At 71.8% G+C, this 17,565-nt stretch carries 15 protein-coding genes; 10 read left to right on the top strand and 5 right to left on the bottom strand.

The annotated features are described in order from the left end of the window. Positions 1-7: 7 nt before the first annotated feature. Positions 8-1,168 (bottom strand): DUF1559 domain-containing protein, encoded by a 1,161-nt coding sequence (locus CA12_RS03130; RefSeq protein ID WP_145361276.1) that lies wholly within the window; start codon positions 1,166-1,168, stop codon positions 8-10. Positions 1,169-1,409: 241 nt separating this feature from the next. On the opposite strand from CA12_RS03130, the gene CA12_RS03125 reads away from it, so the two are divergent. Continuing rightward, positions 1,410-2,609: a type III polyketide synthase gene (locus tag CA12_RS03125; RefSeq protein ID WP_207622123.1), complete on the top strand. Its 1,200-nt coding sequence runs from the start codon at positions 1,410-1,412 to the stop codon at positions 2,607-2,609. Positions 2,610-2,720: 111 nt separating this feature from the next. Here the strand turns inward: CA12_RS03125 and CA12_RS23085 are convergent, their stop codons facing one another. Beyond that, the gene (locus CA12_RS23085) at positions 2,721-5,558 is read right to left on the bottom strand and encodes a serine/threonine-protein kinase (protein ID WP_145357440.1); all 2,838 of its coding nucleotides are present in this window, start codon (positions 5,556-5,558) and stop codon (positions 2,721-2,723) included. A gap of 269 nt (positions 5,559-5,827) precedes the next feature. Here CA12_RS23085 and CA12_RS03115 point away from each other — a divergent pair, with 269 nt between their 5' ends. Together CA12_RS03115 and CA12_RS03110 are read left to right on the top strand one after the other, a co-directional pair. Continuing rightward, positions 5,828-6,376, top strand: coding sequence for an inorganic diphosphatase (locus tag CA12_RS03115; protein WP_145357439.1), 549 nt, complete (start codon positions 5,828-5,830; stop codon positions 6,374-6,376). 39 nt (positions 6,377-6,415) lie between these two features. Further along, positions 6,416-7,762, top strand: a complete 1,347-nt coding sequence (locus CA12_RS03110; RefSeq protein WP_145357438.1) for a sulfatase-like hydrolase/transferase — start codon at positions 6,416-6,418, stop codon at positions 7,760-7,762. Positions 7,763-7,826: 64 nt separating this feature from the next. Here CA12_RS03110 and CA12_RS03105 read toward each other — a convergent pair whose 3' ends face one another. Then, entirely contained in the window at positions 7,827-8,984 is a 1,158-nt protein-coding gene (locus CA12_RS03105; protein WP_145361273.1) for a DUF1559 domain-containing protein, read from the bottom strand. Positions 8,985-9,188: 204 nt separating this feature from the next. Beyond that, positions 9,189-9,947 carry a hypothetical protein gene (locus tag CA12_RS03100; protein WP_145357437.1) on the bottom strand — a complete coding sequence of 253 codons (759 nt, stop codon included), beginning with the start codon at positions 9,945-9,947 and terminating at the stop codon, positions 9,189-9,191. 217 nt (positions 9,948-10,164) lie between these two features. Between CA12_RS03100 and CA12_RS03095 the strand changes: the two genes are divergently transcribed. The 5 genes from CA12_RS03095 to CA12_RS03075 all read left to right on the top strand — a co-directional run bounded on the left by CA12_RS03095 (position 10,165) and on the right by CA12_RS03075 (position 14,255). Then, positions 10,165-11,619: a hypothetical protein gene (locus CA12_RS03095; RefSeq protein ID WP_145357436.1), complete on the top strand. Its 1,455-nt coding sequence runs from the start codon at positions 10,165-10,167 to the stop codon at positions 11,617-11,619. A 74-nt stretch (positions 11,620-11,693) separates the two neighbouring features. Then, positions 11,694-12,278, top strand: coding sequence for a hypothetical protein (locus tag CA12_RS03090; protein ID WP_145357435.1), 585 nt, complete (start codon positions 11,694-11,696; stop codon positions 12,276-12,278). A 50-nt stretch (positions 12,279-12,328) separates the two neighbouring features. Beyond that, on the top strand, positions 12,329-12,883 hold the full coding sequence (locus tag CA12_RS03085) for a hypothetical protein (protein WP_145357434.1): 555 nt from the start codon (positions 12,329-12,331) through the stop codon (positions 12,881-12,883). Continuing rightward, complete coding sequence (locus CA12_RS03080) at positions 12,880-13,287, top strand: hypothetical protein (protein WP_145357433.1); 408 nt, start codon at positions 12,880-12,882, stop codon at positions 13,285-13,287. Before CA12_RS03085 ends, CA12_RS03080 begins: the two co-directional genes overlap by 4 nt. 89 nt (positions 13,288-13,376) lie before the next feature. Beyond that, on the top strand, positions 13,377-14,255 hold the full coding sequence (locus CA12_RS03075) for a hydroxypyruvate isomerase family protein (protein WP_145357432.1): 879 nt from the start codon (positions 13,377-13,379) through the stop codon (positions 14,253-14,255). Between the two features lie 198 nt (positions 14,256-14,453). Here CA12_RS03075 and CA12_RS03070 read toward each other — a convergent pair whose 3' ends face one another. After that, entirely contained in the window at positions 14,454-15,827 is a 1,374-nt protein-coding gene (locus tag CA12_RS03070; protein WP_145357431.1) for an outer membrane protein assembly factor BamB family protein, read from the bottom strand. A gap of 170 nt (positions 15,828-15,997) precedes the next feature. Here CA12_RS03070 and CA12_RS03065 point away from each other — a divergent pair, with 170 nt between their 5' ends. Both CA12_RS03065 and CA12_RS03060 read left to right on the top strand, forming a co-directional pair. Further along, positions 15,998-16,378: a hypothetical protein gene (locus CA12_RS03065; RefSeq protein WP_145357430.1), complete on the top strand. Its 381-nt coding sequence runs from the start codon at positions 15,998-16,000 to the stop codon at positions 16,376-16,378. A gap of 48 nt (positions 16,379-16,426) precedes the next feature. After that, the gene (locus CA12_RS03060; protein WP_145357429.1) at positions 16,427-17,563 is read left to right on the top strand and encodes a VWA domain-containing protein; all 1,137 of its coding nucleotides are present in this window, start codon (positions 16,427-16,429) and stop codon (positions 17,561-17,563) included. Positions 17,564-17,565: the final 2 nt, after the last annotated feature.

Genomic DNA, 17,565 nt, shown 5'->3' with positions numbered 1-17,565 from the left:
GGCTGGCTCAGTACTGGTCGACGTCGACCGTGTCGCCGCCGGCCCGGGTGCTCAGGGCGCCCCACACACCGTAGGGGCTTTCGCCGTCCGTCACGCCCGCGGCGCCCGGGTCGCCGGCGTCGATCGTTTCGCTGATGAAGGTCACGCTGCCGTCGACCATCCCGACCTGCACCCCGCCCGTGTGGAAGGAGCCGGCGGAGAGCAGCCCCGGGCTGCGGGGGTCGTTCGTCAGCAGGCAGCTCGGGCCGTTGGGCGGCAGGATCGCGTTGAACCCGGTGTAGACGCCGCCCGCGTCGTTCCACCGACTCCCGCGGGCGTGCAGGGCGGCCGCCGTCGGGTAGGTTTGCGGTTCGCTCACGTTGCCGGCCGCGGCGAGGCAGGCGGAGGGGTTCAGCACGCCGCGTTCGTCGTCGTATTCCAGCGGGGGCTTTGCGGCGCCGGCGTTCCGCAGGGCGTAGCCCTGATAGGACCGCCCCCCGTCGCCGCGGCCGATCTCGGCGAACAGCAGCGTGGTCGCGGTTCCGTCGGCGAAGTCGTCCAGCGCGATCCACTCCCGAAACACGAACGCCCCGCGGGCCGCCGGACGGCCGCCGCCCTCGACCTCCACCGCGCCGTAGCCGCCGGCGGCGTTGTCGCCAGCGTTGAAGGCATAGTTCGTATCCGCCATCACGTCCTCCGGTCCGCCGGTGTTGGCGGGGCCGGCCGGGTCGGAGGGGCAGAGGAACACGGAGTTCTGCGTCTGCCACGGCCCGTAATTGCGGTTCCCCGGCTCCGGCCCCATCGCCGGCCAGGGCGGGGTGCGGGGGGAGCCGTCGGCATTCTCAGCCAAACGTTGTGCAATGACGTTCCAGTGGCGAGACGCATCGATATACGGCGTCAGTGCCACGAACGCCGACAGTTCCTCCGCATTTCCCTCCTCGCCGGCCGCGCTCGTGCCGCCGCCCTGCGTGGGGAACAGCTTATGGGTGGCATGATAATTGTGCATCGCCAGCCCGAGCTGTTTCAGGTTGTTCTGGCACTGGCTCCGGCGGGCCGCTTCGCGGGCCTGTTCGACGTTCGGCAACAACAGGGAGATCAGAATTAGTACGATCAGAACCACCACGACCAGTTCGATCAGCGTGAAGCCGGACCGGCTCGCCGGGCGGCGGCGGGGGGGCGGGGCGTGCATGGCGGGCCTGGGGGAGCGGGGCGGCGACGGATCGATCGGCGCCGATTCTAACCGAATTGCCGGGCCTCGGAGTCGGCTCGGGTCGGGGCAAGGCGAGGCGAACGCCGCAAAGTCGTTTCGAAAACCTTTGATCGGAGCGAACCGACGCGAACCGATCCGCCGAACGGAGCGGAGGCGCCCAAATGGTCGGCGGAGGCGTAAGCTGGGCCTCCGTTCCGCGTTCCGCTCCCGGCTCTGCCGTATGTCGCCGTCCCCCCTGAGTTGCACCGTGTCGGGGATCGGCACCGCCCTGCCTGCCGGGTGGATCGAACAGGGGGACACCGGCGTGCTCGCCGGCCGCACCGGGCCGCCGGCCGGGCCCGACGGGGAGGCCGGGCGCCGCCGGATCGCGGCGCTGTATCGCAAGGTCGGGGTGAAGAAGCGGCACCTTGTGCTGGTCGACCCCGACAGCTCCGGCACGGAGCCGGATCGCGTGCCCTTCTATCCCCCCGGCCCCGGCACGCACGCCGGGGCGCCCACCACCGGCGACCGCATCATTGCCTACGAGAAGCACGCCGGCCCGCTGGCCGTGCGGGCCGCCGCCGCGGCGCTGGCGGACGCCGGCGTTCACCCCGGCCGCGTCACGCAGTCGGTGACGGTCAGTTGCACCGGGTTCGCCGCCCCCGGCGTGGATTGCGCCCTGATCGAGGACCTCGGCCTGCCGCGCTCGGTGGGACGTACGCATGTGGGGTTCATGGGCTGTCACGCCGCCCTGAACGGCCTGCGGGTCGCCGGGGCGCTGTGCGCCGCCGACCCCTCCGCCGCGGTGCTGCTGACCGCGGTGGAACTGTGCAGCCTGCACCATCAATACACGCCGGACCCGGTGGCGGACTCCGGGCAGGTGATCGCCAACGCCCTGTTCGCCGACGGGGCCGCCGCCATGCTCTGTACCGGCGCCGACTTCCGCCCGGACCCCCCGACGGCGGGTGTCTCGGACGAACCGAAGACTGCGACCGCTCCGTATCGATTGCTCGGCAGCGGGTCGGTCGTGCTGGCGGACACCGCCGACGCGATGACCTGGCGGGTGGGCGACGCCGGCTTCCTGATGACGCTCGAACTGGCCGTGCCGGTGGCGATCCGGGCCCACCTCGCCGGCTGGATGGACGAGTGGCTCAGCACGTTCGGCCTGACCCGGGCCGAGGTGGGCACTTGGGCGGTGCACCCCGGCGGCCCGGCGATCCTCGACGCCGCCGCCGAGGCGCTGGGGCTGGGGGAACGCGAACTGGACCCGTCCCGCGCCCTGCTGGCTGAGGTGGGCAACCTGTCCAGCCCCACGATCCTGTTCTTGCTGGACCGACTGCGGTCCGCCCGCGGATTGGCGGGGGCGAAGGCGTCCGACGGCCCGGTCGTCGCCGTGGGCTTCGGCCCCGGCCTGACTGTCGAGGCGGCGCTGTTCGGCTGACTTCCGGTCACCCGGGGGAAGCAATGGCAGCCCGAGGCGCGAGCCGAGGCGGCGCGATATAGCCAACGTCACCCGGCCTCGGTTTGCGCCTCGGGCTGTCGTTTCGCCGGGCTACGGCGTTTCGGGTGCGGGCGGCAGGTCCTGCTCGCCTAAGCCGGCGGCTTGCGCCCAACCGGAGAGCGTCGGCGCCTCGTCGTCCGTGTTGGATTCCTGGAGGGGGAGTTCAGGCGCCGGAACGATGAACGATTTGGTCGACGAGCGTGCGGGAAGCGCCGCCGGATTCGGGACGGCCTGGGCCACCGGGGTGCCCGGGGCGGGCAGGTTCAGCGCCGCCAGACGCCGCGTCGCAACGCGGGCGAACGCAGCCTCCGTCGCCCCGGCCGCCTCGGCCACCTGGCGGTACTCCGCGGCGGCCTCCGATTGGCGGTCGGCGTCCTCCAGCGCCAGGGCGAGGGCGAAGCGTCCTTCCACCGCGTCCGGCCGCAGGGCCGCGGCGACCAGCAGCGATTCGACCCGCCGCCGCGACTCCGCGGCGCCCTCCCCGGCGAACTCCGCCCGCAGGCGCCGCAGCCAGTAGTCGCCGGGGTGCACGTCGATGGACACGTCCAGCCAGAGCGTCGCCGCCGCCTGCACCCGGGGCGACTCGTCCGCGGCGAGCAGATGCGCCACCAGCGCCGCGGTCTGCGGGGGCACCTCCCGGGGCGACACCTCCGTCAAGAGCAGCCGGGTCACCCGGCCGGATTCCCCGGCGGCGAGGGCCTCGCGGAGCGGGGTCGGGTCGGCGGCGGCGGCGACGGCCCGCAGGCGACGGGAGGCGTCCGCGTCCCCCGCCTTCGCGGCCGCCCGCGCCCACTCGTCCAGCCCTGCCAGCAGCGCCGGGGCAACCGGGCTGGCTGCGACCGCCCGGCCGCTCGTTTCCGGTGCTCCGCCGAGTACGTCCAGGCCGTAGGCGTCGAAGATCGCGGCGAAGCGGTCCCCGGCGTCGGGCGCCGCGACGACGTTGCGGGGCTGACCGGCGTCTTGCGAGGCGTCGGCGCCGGCGCGGGGCAGGCGGGCGTTTTCCAGGTCCGCGGCGACCGTCAGGTGCCGGCGGGCGTCCCGCAGCAGGTTCGGCGAAAGCTGCTCGTCGGCCGTCGGGGCGAGGCGGGCGGCGGCGTCCAGCAGGTCGGCGGCGGCGGCGTACTGGCCGGCGTCCCGCCGCACCGTGGCCTGATCCACCAGCCGACGCACCTCCGCGGCGGTCTCCGCGGCGGCGAGGGCCTCGCGTTCCTGCCGGGCCGCCTCCGCGGCGGCGAGGGCTTCCGCTTTCCCCTTCTCGGCCAGGGCGACGGCTTGAACCGCCTCGTCCCGCCGCATCTCCGCCTGCAGACGTTCCTGCTCCGCCGTTTTGGCGGCTGCCTCCGACTGCGCGGCGGCGGCCCGGGCTCTCGTCTCCGCCGCGGCGGCGACCCGCTGGGCGGCCTCGGCCAGGAGGCGGCGCCGTTCTGAGTCCCCCTCGGCACGGACCGCCGCCCGGCGGGCCGCTTCGGCTTCGATCCGGGCGCTCTCCTCTTCCTGCCGGGCCTTGACCGCCTGGATGCGGGCCGCCTGGGCCACGGCTCGCTCTTCCCGCACCACGCCCAGGCGGTCCGCCGCGTCGTACCACAGGGTGCCGGCGACGCCGGCCACCAGTAGCGCCGCCAGCGCCGCGACGCCGACCCGGCGCCGCTTGCGTTCCTCGACGACCCGCACCTCGGCGGCGGCCCGGTCGGCCCGCTCCTGTTCCAGTTTCTCGCGGACGCCGTTCTCGTAGTCGCGGATCGCGTCCGCCACGGCGGCGCCGTTCGCCGGGCGGTCGGCGGGGTCGGGGCTCAGGCAGCGGCGGCAGAGGTCCGTCAGCGGGGCGTCCGCCCCGCAGGCGTCCAGCCAGGCGAACGCCGGGCCGAGGTCCGCCGCGGCGGCCTTCCGCAGGCTGTCCAGCGCGTCGCCCGCCTCGAACGGAGCCTGCCGGGTGAGAATCACGCACAGCACCGCCCCCAGGCCGAACACGTCGCTGCGGGCGTCGATGCGGTCCGTCTCCCCGCGGGCCTGTTCCGGCGGCATGTAGGCCGGCGTGCCGAAGCCGAAGCCGGCCACGGTCATCGTCGCCATCGCGTCAGCGACGGTCGGGCCGGTCCCCGGCGTGCGGGTCGTGCTTTTGTCGCCGGAGGGGGCGTCGGTATAGGAGTCGCTCGGCCCGAGAGTGTGTGGCCCGCCGTCGTTGAACTCGTCGGCGTTGTCGTCGTCAGTCGCCGTCAGGCCGGGGGTGAGAACGGTTTCGTCGCCGTGGGCGTGGACGCTGGGCTCCGCGGGGCCGGACTCCTGCAGGGCGGGGGTCGGCGGGGTGGGGGCCGTCCATTGCTCGGAGAAGCTGGAGAGCAGGGACGATTCGTCGTCCGGTTCCTTCAGCAGGCGGGCCATGCCCCAGTCCATCACCTGGACCTCGCCGTGATCGCCGACCATCACGTTGGCCGGCTTGATGTCCCGGTGAATCACGCCGTTGGCGTGGGCGAAGCCGACCGCCTCGCAGACCTGCCGGAACACGCCCAGCAAGCGGGCCTGATCGGGCCGCGGCTTGCCCCGCAACATCTGCCGCAGGGTCCGCCCGCCGACCAGCTTCATGGCGAAGAACGGACTGGCCGCCGCGTCGTCGAGGCTCTCGCCCCGTTCCACGACCGGCGGGACGCCCGGGTGTTGCAGGCGGCCGGTGAGCAGCGCCTCGCGGACCAGCCGGGCGGCGTGATCGGGGGTGCGGCGATCGGCCCGCAGCACTTTGACGGCGAGATCGCGTTCCAGATTCAGGTCGGTCGCCCGCCAGACCTCGCCGATGCCGCCGACGCCGATCCGCTCGAGCGGCCGATACCGCTCCGGTAGCGCCGGCGGCGTGCGGGCGGCGGAACGCGTTGCGGGCAGGGGACGCGTGGCAGGCACGGGCGTGAGCGACGGACGGGGAGAACGGCGGTCGGCCAGCGGGGTAGTGCGGGGCGGGGCGCCGCGACGCCTCCCAGCGTACCGCCGCCGGGACCCCGGCGGGGAGGGGGCGGGGGGCGGTGGACGTCCTCCTGAGCGGATTTCGCCGGCGCCGCGGGGCCCGGGCGCCGGTTCGGGGCGGTTGCGGTCGCCTTCCGGGGGCGGCTCTGGGTTATGCTGGGGCGGCTCGCCCGTCCGCCGCTCGCTTTTACCTCTGCTGACCGTTGGCTATGCACCCCTGGCACGACGTCTCCCCCGGCGAAAATCTGCCGACCGCCTTTCAGACGATCGTGGAGATCCCAATGGGGTCCTCGGTCAAGTACGAGCTCGACAAGGAGACGGGCCTGCTCCGGCTGGACCGGATGCTGTACTCGGCGGTCTACTACCCGGCGAACTACGGCTTCGTCCCGCAGACCCTCGCCGAGGACGACGACCCCCTCGACGTGCTGGTGCTCTGCAAGGAGGCCGTGGACCCGTTGACGATCGTGAACAGCCGGGTGATCGGCATCATGACGATGATCGACGCCGGCAAGAAGGACCACAAGGTCATCGCCGTGGCCACCGACGACCCGGAATATAACCCCTACACCGACGCCGCCGAGCTGCCCCCGCACCGGCTGAGCATGATCCGCCGCTTCTTCCAGGATTATAAACAGCTGGAGGGCAAGGCGGTCGAGGTGGACGAGATCCAGTCCGTGGACGTCGCCAAGCCGATTATCGAGGACGCCCTGGAACGCTATAACCGCCAGCGCCGGGCCGGCTTCCACTACCACCACTGAGGCCGGCCGGGCTCGCGCCCGCCCGTTCGAGACCCGCCGATGTCCTTCGCCCTCGCCCTGCTGGCCGCGGTCGGCGGGGGCCCGTCGCTCGATGTGTCGCCGGAGCGGCGGCCGACGAACGTCGTGCTGATCATGGCGGACGACCTCGGGGCGGAGTGGCTCTCCTGCTACAACCCGGCCGCCCCGCCGACGCCGCATCTGGACGCGCTGGCGGCCGGCGGGACGCGGTTCACGCGGTGCTTCAGCCAGCCGCTGTGCACGCCCAGCCGGGTCGTGCTGATGACGGGGAAGTATAATTATCGAAACTACGTCGAGTTCGGCTTCCTCCCGCCGGAGGAGCGGACGATCGGCGACGTCTTCCGCGAGGCCGGCTTTCGCACCGGCGTGTTCGGCAAATGGCAGCTCTCCGGCGACGGCCCGGACCGGCCGGACGCGATCGACCCGGCCGACTGGGGGTTCGACGAACACCTCCTTTGGCAGCTTTCTAGGCGCCCCGGGCACGGCGACAAGGGGCCGCGGTACTGGAACCCGAAGCTGGAAACCGGCGGCGCGATCCGCCGCTCCGCCCGGGACGAGTACGGCCCGGACCTGTTCGGCGACGCCCTGCTGGAGTTCGCGGCCCGGGACGACGACCGGCCGTTCCTTGCCTATTACCCGATGGTCCTCACCCACGACCCGTTCCTCCAAACGCCGGAGACCGGGCCGCCGACGGGGAAGGCGCAGGCCGATCCCAAACATTTCCCGGAGATGGTCCGCTATACGGACCGGCTGGTCGGCCGGATCGTCGCCGGGCTGGAGGCGGCCGGGCTGCGGGAGAACACGGCGATCCTGTTCTGCGGCGACAACGGCACGCATCCGTCCGTCGTCTGCCCGACGCCGCACGGCCCGTACCGCGGCGGGAAGGGCTTGTTGAACGACCGCGGGACGTGGGTGCCGCTGATCGTCTCCCTGCCGAGCCGCGTGCCGGCGGGGGCGACGGCTGATCGGCCGGTCGACTTCTCCGATCTGCTGCCGACCGTCTGCACGCTGGCCGGCGTGCCGGTCCCGCCCTCGTCGGGGGAGAACGGCGGAGACGGCGCGAGCCCTTTCGCCGCGGACGGCTCGCCCGTCAAGCCCCCCCGGACGGCGGCGTTCGTCTGGTACGACCCGCGGCACAACGCCCGCATCAACCAGCAGGCCGGGGCCTTCGCCCGGGACGGCCGCTACCGGCTGTACGCCGACGGCCGGTTCTTCGACGCCGGCGACCCGCTGGACCCGGCGGAGGAGGAACTGACCGAACCGCTGACGGACGAGCAGCGGCGGGTTCGTCAGTCGCTCGCCGCCGAACTGGCCCGGCACGCGCAGCAGGGCGGCGGTCTGCCGCGGGCGTCGGCGAGCGGCCCATAGACGACGCCCCCGCCGGCGGACCGGAGGGGGCGTTCGTACGCTTCAATCAGGACGGCGCTGCGGCTCAGAAGTCGTCGACGACCTCGCCGCCGGCCCGGGTGCCGAGGGCGCCCCACACGCCGTAGGGGCTCTTGCCGGCGGTCACATTCGCCGTGCCGGTGGCCAGGGGCGGGTTGGTGGTGGCGTTGATGGTTTCCGAGAGGAACCGCACGCTGCCGTCCACCATCGTCACCTGAATGCCGCCGGTGTGATAGCTGCCGGCGGTCACGAAGGAGTTCTCGCGGGAGCTCCCGTTATGACTGCAACTGGGGCCGTTGGGCGGCAGGATCGTGGTGAAGCCGTTGTAGCGACCCACCGCGTACATCCACTCCCGGCCGCGGTCGTTCCAGTAATTGCTGCCGGCGGGATAGAAGCCGGGGTTGTCCGGGTTCTCGGTCGCCTCGACGCAGGCCTGGATGTTCGCCCAGCCGGTGTTCTCGTCGAACCCGGAGTCCGGCGTATTCCGCCAAAGCCCGCCCTGGTAGCTGCGGTCGTCAGACCGGCCGATCTCGGCGAACAGCAGCGTGTTCACCGTCCCGTCGCGGGCGTCCCGCAGAGCTAGGTTCCGCAGCCGCATAAACATCCCGCGGGCTTGGGAAGACGTGGTGTCGTAAACCCCGGTGACGTTGTCCCCAAGGTTCCCGGCGTAGTTGGTCTCGCCGAACCCGCTGGAGTTCGGGGGGGAGCCGTCCGTCGGGCAGAGCAGGGTCGTGATCTGGTAGCGGCTGGGCGGGTAGCTCGATTGCTCGAAGCGGCCGAACGGCGGCCACGGCAGCTCGGAGGAATCGAGCGGGACGACGTTGCCGCTGGAATCAATCTTCTGGCTGAGCGGCTTGCTCATCTGGTTCCACAGGGCGGTTTCGTCCAGAAACGGCGCCAGCGGGGGCAGGAAGCTCATCCAGCCGTCCATGTGGAGCTGGCGCTGGGTCGCGGGCGGGTTTTTGGTCGTCCCGCCGGCGCCCATCGGAAACACCTTGTAGGTGCTGTGATAATTATGGGCCGCCAGCCCCAGTTGCTTGAGGTTGTTCTGGCACTGGCTCCGCCGGGCGGCTTCGCGGGCCTGCTGCACGGCGGGGAGCAGCAGGCTGACCAGGATTGCGATAATCGCAATTACTACCAGTAGTTCAATCAGCGTGAAACCGGCGCGGACGCGCGGACGCGCCGCTCGGGGGGCGTGGGACATGATCGGTAAAGCGGTTTCGAGAAACGACGAGACGACGGACCGCTACGGCCCCGATCGGGCCTGAAAAAACGGTCCCGAGCGACAATAACGTCTCCCGTCGAAAAAGATACCGCTTATGCGTCGACGGCCGCGGGGAACCGGCGGGGGCCCGCCGGTTCCCCGGAAGCGGCGTCGATTAGCGATCGCTCTCGTGCGCGACGGCGTTCAGTCGGCGATCTCGGCGCCGTCGTCGGCGAGGGCCTCGGTGCGGTCGCCGGGGGCCGGTTCGGGGGGGGCCTCGCCGGCGCCGTCGGCTTCGACGGCCCGCATATAGGCGGCGAGGAAGGGGAGCAGGTCGCTTTCATTCTCGCTGCGGGCGAACAGCAGCCAGCCGTCCACCGCCGCCATCAGGCCGTGGGACTCCGGCACGCCGTCGTTCTCGCCGCCCTCCGGCTGCGGGGTCATGTCGAACCGCAGCGTCTTCGCCCCCGGGACGAGTTCCGGCTCGCTGAACCGCACGTCGCCGAAGCGGGCCGGATCGCTGAGCCGTTCCCGCACGCTCTGCAACACGGCGGCGTCGTCCTCTTGGCCGGGGTAGACATACAGGTCCGCGGCGACGGCGGCGCCGGCCCGGGTGTAGCGGCCGTGGTAGCCCTCGCGGGTCAGGCCGAAGGCGGGGTTGTTCGCGTTCCGGTCGCTGGTCTCCAGGTCCCAGCCGCCGAAGGCCTGGGGGATGAGGACGGCGGAGCCGGCGTCGGCGGCCGGGGCGAGCCAGCCGGCGTTCAGCGAGGCCTGCCGGGCGGGCGCCCCCTGCAGGTCGCCGTCGACGCCTTCCACCTCGAACCGCGGGTCGTCCTGCCGGAACAGCAGGGCGGCGACGAGGATGACGAGGATCAGCAGCCCCGCCCCGAGCAGCGCCAGCACGGTCCAGTTGAGGGCGGACTTGGCGGCCGGGGAGGCGTCGTCGGACAGCGGGTCGGACATCGGAGCCGGGGGCGAGAACCGGGGGGCGAAGGAACGACGCACGGTAGCCGACGGGGGAGGCGATCGAATCGGGGCGGCCCCGACTCCTCGCCCGGGGCGGTCGCGGCGGCGGAATCGGCGTAATCGGCAAACTCGCCTGCCGGTCGGGGGCGAGAACGACCGAAGAGGGAGGCGGGGCGCCGCACCTGGAACCGCCCCCGCCCCCCGGAGAATTGCCGTGCTGCGCCCCCTTCGCCCCCGCCGCTCCGCTGCCGCGTGGCAATCCGTCGTGGCGCGACGGGCCGCCGCGTTGCTGCTCGCCGCCGGGGCGAGCGCGGCGTCGGCGTCTGCGGACGGGGACGCCCCCGCCGCTCCCTCGGCGCCGGCCCCGCCGCCCGCCGCGGACGCCGCCGCGACCGCGGAGTCGACGCCGGAGGTTCGTCGGCTCTCGGACGGCGCCGTCGCCCCGCCCCCGCCGCAGGTCACGCCGCCGCCGGACTGGGTCGACCCCTTCGCCGCCGAACCGTCCGCGCCCGAACCGGAACCCGAGGCGCCCGCCCCGCCGGTCGCCCCGACGGTCGTCCCGCCGGCGGCCGTCGAACCCACGGACGGCCCGCTGTTCGGCCCGCTGCCCGAGGCGCTGGAGCCGATCGCTCCCTTCGCCCGTCCCACCCCCGCCCCGGCGCCGGTCGAGACCCCCCAGCCTGCCGCGCTGCCCAAGCCGGAGCCGCTGCCGGAGCGCGCACCCGCGCCGCAGCCGATGCCGCACCCGCTCGCGACCGCCGAGGCGACGCCGAGTTCGGCCGTCGCCGCGCCTGCGGCTCCGGAGCCGACGTCGGAGCCGGCAGGGGATCTCAACCCGGTCGGCCCGGACGGGAAGCCGATCGCGGTGGTGCTGTTCGACGTGCAGATTGAAGACGAACCGAGCGAAGCCGAGGGGCCGTCGGCGGACCCCGCCGCGGAGGAACGCCCGTTCGGTCTGTTCGATCACGAGGAGATCTTGGCCGCGGAACAACAGGCCGAGGGGGCGCCCCCCGCGGGGCCGTCCGGGCCGCGGTTCGACGATGCAGAGTTCTTTGAGACGGATTCGTTCGCCCGCCGGGTCGCCGATTCGGCGCCGGCCGGCCGGGCGTCGTTGGCCCTGACGCCCTCACCGGCCGCCCGGCCGGGACGGGCCTATCTGGAATTCGCCCCGGTTTCGGAGCTTGCCCCGGCGCCGGAGCCGCAGTCCAAACCGGCCGCCGCAGCTCGGGTTGCGGCGGCGCCGCCGGCCGCGGCGGCCGTCCCGGTGGTCGCGGCGCCGGCGGTGGAACTGCCGGCGGCGTTCGGGCAGTTCTGTCCGGTCGCGGTGCGGGACGACCGGCGGCTGACCGAGGCGGATCCGCGGGTGGTCACGCGGTTCGGCGGGAAGACCTATAAGTTTTCCTCCCCGGTGGCTCGGGCGGCGTTTCTGCTGGACCCGGAGCGGTACCTGCCGGTCGCCGAGGGCGAGGACGTGGTGCTCGCCGCCGCGGAGGGCTTCTCCGTCCCGGGCCGGGTGGAGCACGCCGTGCTGTACGGCGGGCGGCTGTTCCTGTTCCGCAGCCCCCGCACTCGCGACGCCTTCGCCGAGAACCCGGACCGCTGGGTGAACGCCGACGGACCCGTCGACCGCGGGGCGGCCCCCATTCCGGCGCTCGGCGAACCCCGCTGACGCCCCCGGGGAAAACTGGGGAGACTTCCGGGATCACCCCTCGCTCCCCAGCCCACTGCCCCGGAGTCGTCCTGATGCGTGCCCTGCTCGCCCCCGCCGCGGCCTTCGCGGCCCTGCTGTCCGCCGCTCCCCTGCTCGCCGCCCCCCAGGCGGAGGACGGGGAGACGAAGGTCCCGGACCTCCGCGGCTCCTACAAGATCGCGGCCGGCGAGAAGTTCGGCGAACAGGTCCCGCCGGACCGTTTGAAGGACAACAGCGTGGTCATCACCGCGGACACCTTCGCCGTCGTCGATAAGGACAGCAAGAACCTCTACGCCAGCACGTATAAGCTGATGCCGGCGAAGAATTTGAAGCTGAAAAACAAGGACGGCGTCTGGTTCGCCGACCTGATCAGCACGATCCCGGACCAGGGCTCGAAGGCCCCGGCGTTGATCCGCGTGCAGATGAAAAAGCCGAAGGAGGGGCAGGAGAACGCCGAGCCGGAGATCGCCGGGCTGATCCTGATTTATTCGCTCTCCGACGAGCGGCCGACGCGGTTCAAAACCGGGGCGAAGGACCTGCTGTTCCGCCTCCGGAAGACGACCGACCCGACCGGCGACGCCGGCAAGAAGCCGGCCGCCGGCACGCCCGCGGCCGAGAAGCCGGCCGACGCCGAGTGAGCGTACGCCGCGTGACCTGTCGCGGCCCGGCCGGCTAAGCTCGCCGGGCGATGTCCGCCGCCTTCCCGATCGAACCCCGCCCGCCCGCCCCCGCGGACGGGCTTTTTGATTTGTCGGAGCCGACGAGCCGCGGCCGACGCCTCCGGCGCCGGCTCGCGGGGGTCGTGTACGGCCTGCTGTGGATCGCCGCGGCCTTGCTGTGGACAGCGCCCCTGTCGGCGATCGGCAGCGAGACGGTGGGGAACGCCTTCAACGGCCGCGAGACGTTCGGGGCGTGGTTCGGCGCCGCCCTCGCCGCCGGGCCGGCCGTCTTCGGGGCGATCTGGGCCTCAATCCGCACCGCCCGCTCCCGCCTCGCCCATCGGCGCATGCTGCTGTGGGGCGGGATCGCGGCGGCGCTGCTGGCCGGCGGGGCGCTGTATTGGCATCGGGAGCAGCAGATCGCACGCGAGATCGACTCGGAGATGTTGGCCGGGCTGTTGGAGTTCCTCCTGGCGGCGCTGTGCGGCGTGACGGCCGGCGGCAGCGCCGCCCTGTTCCTCGCCGGCGCCTGGGGGCGCTGGGTTCTGCACCGACGCCCGGACGAACCGGCGGGGCAGGGATGAACGCCGTGTACCGGTTCGCCTGGACGGCGGCGGCGGTCGGCTGGACCGGGCCGGTCGCGAGTTACCTCGGCGTGCTGAGCGCCCTGTTGGCCGGGGAGCGGTGGGTCGGGTATGCGGTCGGCGGCGGGCTGTCGGGACTATCGGCGGGGCTGGGGTGGTGGCTGTCCGGCCGGGTGCGATCGCGGCGGGCCTGCTTGTGGCTCATTCCGCTCGGTCTGTTGATCGCCGCCGCCGGCTGGCCGTGGGCCGCGGAGGTCTGGATCGCCCGCAACGACCCGCCCTGGTTCGCCCCGATCGACGAACGCCTCGCCGGCCTCGGAACCGCCGGGCTCTGCTGGGGCGGGCTGTATTTATCGCTCGCCGGGGCGTGGGGGCGCTGGGTTCTGAACGGCCGCGCACGTTGAACGTCTGCCGGGGCCGGTCCGCCCCGCGTTGCGGCGGGTCGGCGGGGGGCGAACAATCGGCGTCTTCCTTTACCCATCGGAATGCCGTGATGCCCTCGCCCGCTTTCTCCCGCCGCTCCGCCCTTGCCGCCGGCGCCGCCGCGGCCGGCGCCCTCGCCGCCGGTCCGGCGTTCGCCGCTCCTCAGGAGGGCGCGGCGCCGACCTCCGCCAAAGGGGGCCGGCTCAAGCAGTCGGTCTGCAAATGGTGCTTCCGGGAGATGAGCCTCGACGAACTGTGCACGCTCGGCAAAGAATTAGGTCTGGTGGGCGTGGACCTGCTCAAGCCGGGGCAGGACTTCGAGACCCTCAAAAAGCACGGCATGGTCTGCACCATGACCGGCTCCCACGCCCTGACCGACGGGCTGTGCGAACCGAAGTTCCACGACGCCTGCCTCGCGGCGCTGGAGGAGAGCATCAAGGCGACCGCCGCCGAGGGCTGGCGGAACGTGATCACCTTCTCCGGCAACGCCCGTGGCATGGACCGCAATACGGGCCTCGAAAACTGCGCCAAAGCCTTGGAGCAGATCGTCCCGCTCGCCGAGAAGCACGACGTCGTGATTCAGATGGAGCTGCTCAACTCCAAGGTGAACCACCCGGACTATATGTGCGACACCAGCGAATGGGGCGTGAAGCTGGTCGATAAGGTCGCCAGCGACAACTTTAAACTGCTGTACGATATTTATCACATGCAGATCATGGAGGGCGATATTATTCGCACGATCAAGACCCACAAGGACGCCTTCGGCCACTACCACACCGCCGGCAACCCGGGCCGAAACGAACTGGACGGCACGCAGGAGCTGCAATACCGCCCCATCGCCGAAGCGATCGCCGAAACCGGCTTCGACGGCTACTTCGCCCACGAGTTCATCCCCAAAAACGACCCGGTGAAGAGCCTGACCGAGGCCGTGCAGCTCTGCACGGTGTGAGGGCGCTCTCTTTCCCCCCTCTCCCTCGAGGGAGAGGGGCCGGGGGTGAGGGGGACGAACGGTTCGCAGGCCCCCGCTCTCTGGGGTGAGACATCTGTGGGAGAGCGAGACGGGCCTTAAACGGCATTCGTCAATCACTGCCCCCTCACCCCCGACCCCTCTCCCTCAAAAGGGGGGAGAGGGGAGTTCGCCGGCGCCTCACTCTGCCAAATCGACCCGCACCAGTTCCTTGTCGTTCCGCCAGAAGGCGCTTTTCATCGCGTAGGCCGGGTGCACCCAGAGGACGCGGCGGTTGCCGGCGATCTGGGTCGGTTCCAGCACCTTCGCCGAACCGTTCACCTCGGCCCCCTCGTCGGACAGCGACCCGGACTGGAGTTCGCCGGTCTCCACGGCGAAGAGGACGGCGCCGGTGTCGCCCAGCGGGGTGGTGAAGATCGTGCCCCAGGTGGTTGCGGAGCCGAAGAACTGCCGGTCCTCGGCGACCTGCTCGCCGGTCAGCGGGTCGGCGGCGACGAAGACGCCGTTGCGGTCCGGGCTGAACAATAAGCCTTCCTCCCCCGCGGAGGCGTCGAAGACCGGGGTGTTCATCACGCCGTTCATCCCGGTGCGCTGGTCGCCCCGCCAGAGGACCTCCGGCTTGGCCGTGGGGTCGTCGGCGAGTTTGAGCATCACGACCGCCGTCGGGTCGTGGGACATGCAGTACAGGTAATGCGCCCCGTCGACCGTCGCCGGGATCGGGTGGGCGATGGACATATTAAAACTCACCGCCGCCGGCACGCTCCAGTGGACCTTGCCGGTCGCGGGGTCGACGGCGTTGACGCTCTCGGCGGTCCAGGCCAGCAGCATTTTCTTGCCGGCGCGCTCGTACATGACGGGGGGGGCGTAGCCGCACTCGTCCTCGGCGGTGCAGGCCTTCCACTTCAACTCGCCGGTGGCTTTATTCACGCACAGCAGCGGCCCGTCGGCCGGGCCGGCGATCACGTACAGATTCTCCCCGTCGACCAGCGGGTGCGAGGCGAACCCCCAGATCGGCTGCTGGGCGCCGTACTTCTCCGTTACGTTATAACCCCACGCCTTCTTCCCGGTCGCCGCGTCGAGGCAGACCAGATCCCCCATCCCCCCGAGGAAATAGACCCGGCCCGCGGGGCCGTCGCCCTCCAGCTCCACCGTCGGCGTGACCCGCGGGCCGGCGGGGTATTGAATGCGGTAGGTGACCTGCGGGGCGTATTCCCAGACGGTCTCACCGGTGGCGGCGTCCAGGCACAGCACGCGTTCGCGGCCGGGGAGGTCCGGGTTGGAAAACTGGTTCTCCGGGAAGGCGCCGGCGTCGTTCAGCACGAAGTCCGGCACGAACACCCGCCCGCCGGCGACCGCCGGGCCGGCGTAGCCGCCGCCGACCGGCACGCGCCACAACTCTTTGGGCGGGCTCTTCGAGAAGTCCGTCGCCACGCCGCTCTCCCGATACACGCCGTCCCGCTGCGGGCCGAGCCACTGCGGCCAGTCGTCCGCCAAGGCGAGCGGACTGAACGCGGCGGCGACCAACGCGGCCAGCGGGAGGGGGAGCGAACGCACGGCGGCCTCGGGGTTTGGGAAGCGGAGCGACGGGAGGGGTGCGGCATCATGGACGACCCGCGCCACGCGGCAAGGCGGCGCCACGCGGCAAGGCGGCACCCGCGGCGAGGGGGGACCCGCGGCGAGGCGGCGTCTGTCCGCTCGGGGCGCCGCCCGTACAATCCCCACCGATGCCCGACTCCACCACCTCCGCCGACCCGTCCCGGTCTGTCGAACCCACCCGGCCGCCCGGCCCGCCGGTGACGGCGCCGCGGAAGGCGAAGGTCGTCCGCGGCCTGCTGCTCGGCGGGGCGCTGGGGGGGACGTTCGGGGCGATGAACCTCGCGGTCGGCGACGTCGCCGGGCTGCCAGCCGGCGTCGCCATCGAGAAACCCGCCCCCGGCGAACCCGAACGGCCCGGCGAGAACAACTGGCACGCCCGGGCCGCCCGCTACACCGGCTGGTGCGTGTTCGGCGGCGGCCTGATCGGGGCCCTCTCCGGCGCCGCCGCCCTGGCCCGGGACCGCCTCCGCGGCGGCGCCGACCGGCCGCCGCCCGGCTTCCGCGAATAATCCCCGCTCCGCCGCCCCCTCGCACCGCCCCTCCGCCCGACCGCCCCCGTGCCGAACTACGAATATCGCCCCTTCGACGGGTCTGAGGAGTTCAGCCCGCAATCCGCGGACGCGGTCTTCGATCAGCTTTCCGAATACCTCACCGACTTCGGCGAGGAGGTCCTGGAGAACCTCGACCGCTGGGAACAGGAGAACCCGGAGGTCACGGAGATGCTCGTCAAACGCGGCCTGATTGAAAAGGACGCCGACGGCAAATATCGCGTGACCCCCAAGGGGATTAAACGCGTTGAGAGCAAGGCGTTGGAAGAACTGTTCGACGCCCGCGGCAAGGACAAACTCGGCAAGCACGAGACCCGCCACCGCGGCGCCGGCCAGACGGTGCACGAGGAGACGAAAGCCTATGAATACGGCGATCCCGTCTCGAATCTGAACCTGCACGAGACGATGAAGAACGCGATGGTCCGCACCGGCGGCGGCACGCCGGTGGAGATCGCGGAAGGGGACTTCGTCGTGCACGACAGCGAATATCAGACCGCCTGCGCCACGGTCGTGCTGCTCGATATGAGCGGCTCCATGTCCCGCTACGGCAAATACGGTCAGGCCAAGAAGGTGGCGATGGCTCTGCAGGGGCTGGTCCGCGGGAAATATCAGGGCGACTTCCTCAAGACGGTCGGCTTCTACACCTACGCCAGCCCGCTGAGCGAGAAGGAACTACTCTATAGCGCCCCCAAGCCGGTCAGCATCTACGATCCGCAGGTGCGGATGACGATCCCGCTGGACCGCCCGCCGGGCTTCGTGCCGGAGCACTTCACGAATATCCACGCCGGCTTGCAGTTCGCCCGCCGCATTTTAAAGAAGCAGCCGACCGCGAACCGGCAGATCATCGTGATCACCGACGGCGAACCGACCGCCCACGTCGAGGATCGCAGCATCCAACTGATCTACCCCCCCAGCCCCCGCAGCGCCATGGCGACGCTGAAGGAGGCGAAGCGCTGCGCCAATGAGGGCATTCATATTAGTTCGTTCGCGCTGGTCGAGGATTATTTCTATCTCGGCCTGGTGAACTTCGTGCAGCAGATGGCCCAGGTCACCGGCGGCGTCGCCGCCTACTGCAACGCGGACGACCTCGGCAACATGGTCGTGGAAAGCTTTCAAAAGGGCCGCAAATCCAAGCGGGCGCTGTAGCG

Source organism: Alienimonas californiensis (genome assembly GCF_007743815.1).
Taxonomy (GTDB): Bacteria; Planctomycetota; Planctomycetia; order Planctomycetales; family Planctomycetaceae; genus Alienimonas; species Alienimonas californiensis.
The sequence above is the reverse complement of the archived record's forward strand: the minus strand, read 5'-3'. Positions and strand labels throughout refer to the sequence as shown.

Coding starts and splice junctions, on each gene's coding strand:
- CA12_RS03065 (WP_145357430.1), top strand. CDS start 15,998: ATGCCCGACTCCACCACCTCCGCCGACCCGTCCCGGTCTGTCGAACCC.
- CA12_RS03130 (WP_145361276.1), bottom strand. CDS start 1,168: ATGCACGCCCCGCCCCCCCGCCGCCGCCCGGCGAGCCGGTCCGGCTTC.
- CA12_RS03075 (WP_145357432.1), top strand. CDS start 13,377: ATGCCCTCGCCCGCTTTCTCCCGCCGCTCCGCCCTTGCCGCCGGCGCC.
- CA12_RS03085 (WP_145357434.1), top strand. CDS start 12,329: ATGTCCGCCGCCTTCCCGATCGAACCCCGCCCGCCCGCCCCCGCGGAC.
- CA12_RS03080 (WP_145357433.1), top strand. CDS start 12,880: ATGAACGCCGTGTACCGGTTCGCCTGGACGGCGGCGGCGGTCGGCTGG.
- CA12_RS03105 (WP_145361273.1), bottom strand. CDS start 8,984: ATGTCCCACGCCCCCCGAGCGGCGCGTCCGCGCGTCCGCGCCGGTTTC.
- CA12_RS03115 (WP_145357439.1), top strand. CDS start 5,828: ATGCACCCCTGGCACGACGTCTCCCCCGGCGAAAATCTGCCGACCGCC.
- CA12_RS03090 (WP_145357435.1), top strand. CDS start 11,694: ATGCGTGCCCTGCTCGCCCCCGCCGCGGCCTTCGCGGCCCTGCTGTCC.
- CA12_RS03110 (WP_145357438.1), top strand. CDS start 6,416: ATGTCCTTCGCCCTCGCCCTGCTGGCCGCGGTCGGCGGGGGCCCGTCG.
- CA12_RS03100 (WP_145357437.1), bottom strand. CDS start 9,947: ATGTCCGACCCGCTGTCCGACGACGCCTCCCCGGCCGCCAAGTCCGCC.
- CA12_RS03125 (WP_207622123.1), top strand. CDS start 1,410: ATGTCGCCGTCCCCCCTGAGTTGCACCGTGTCGGGGATCGGCACCGCC.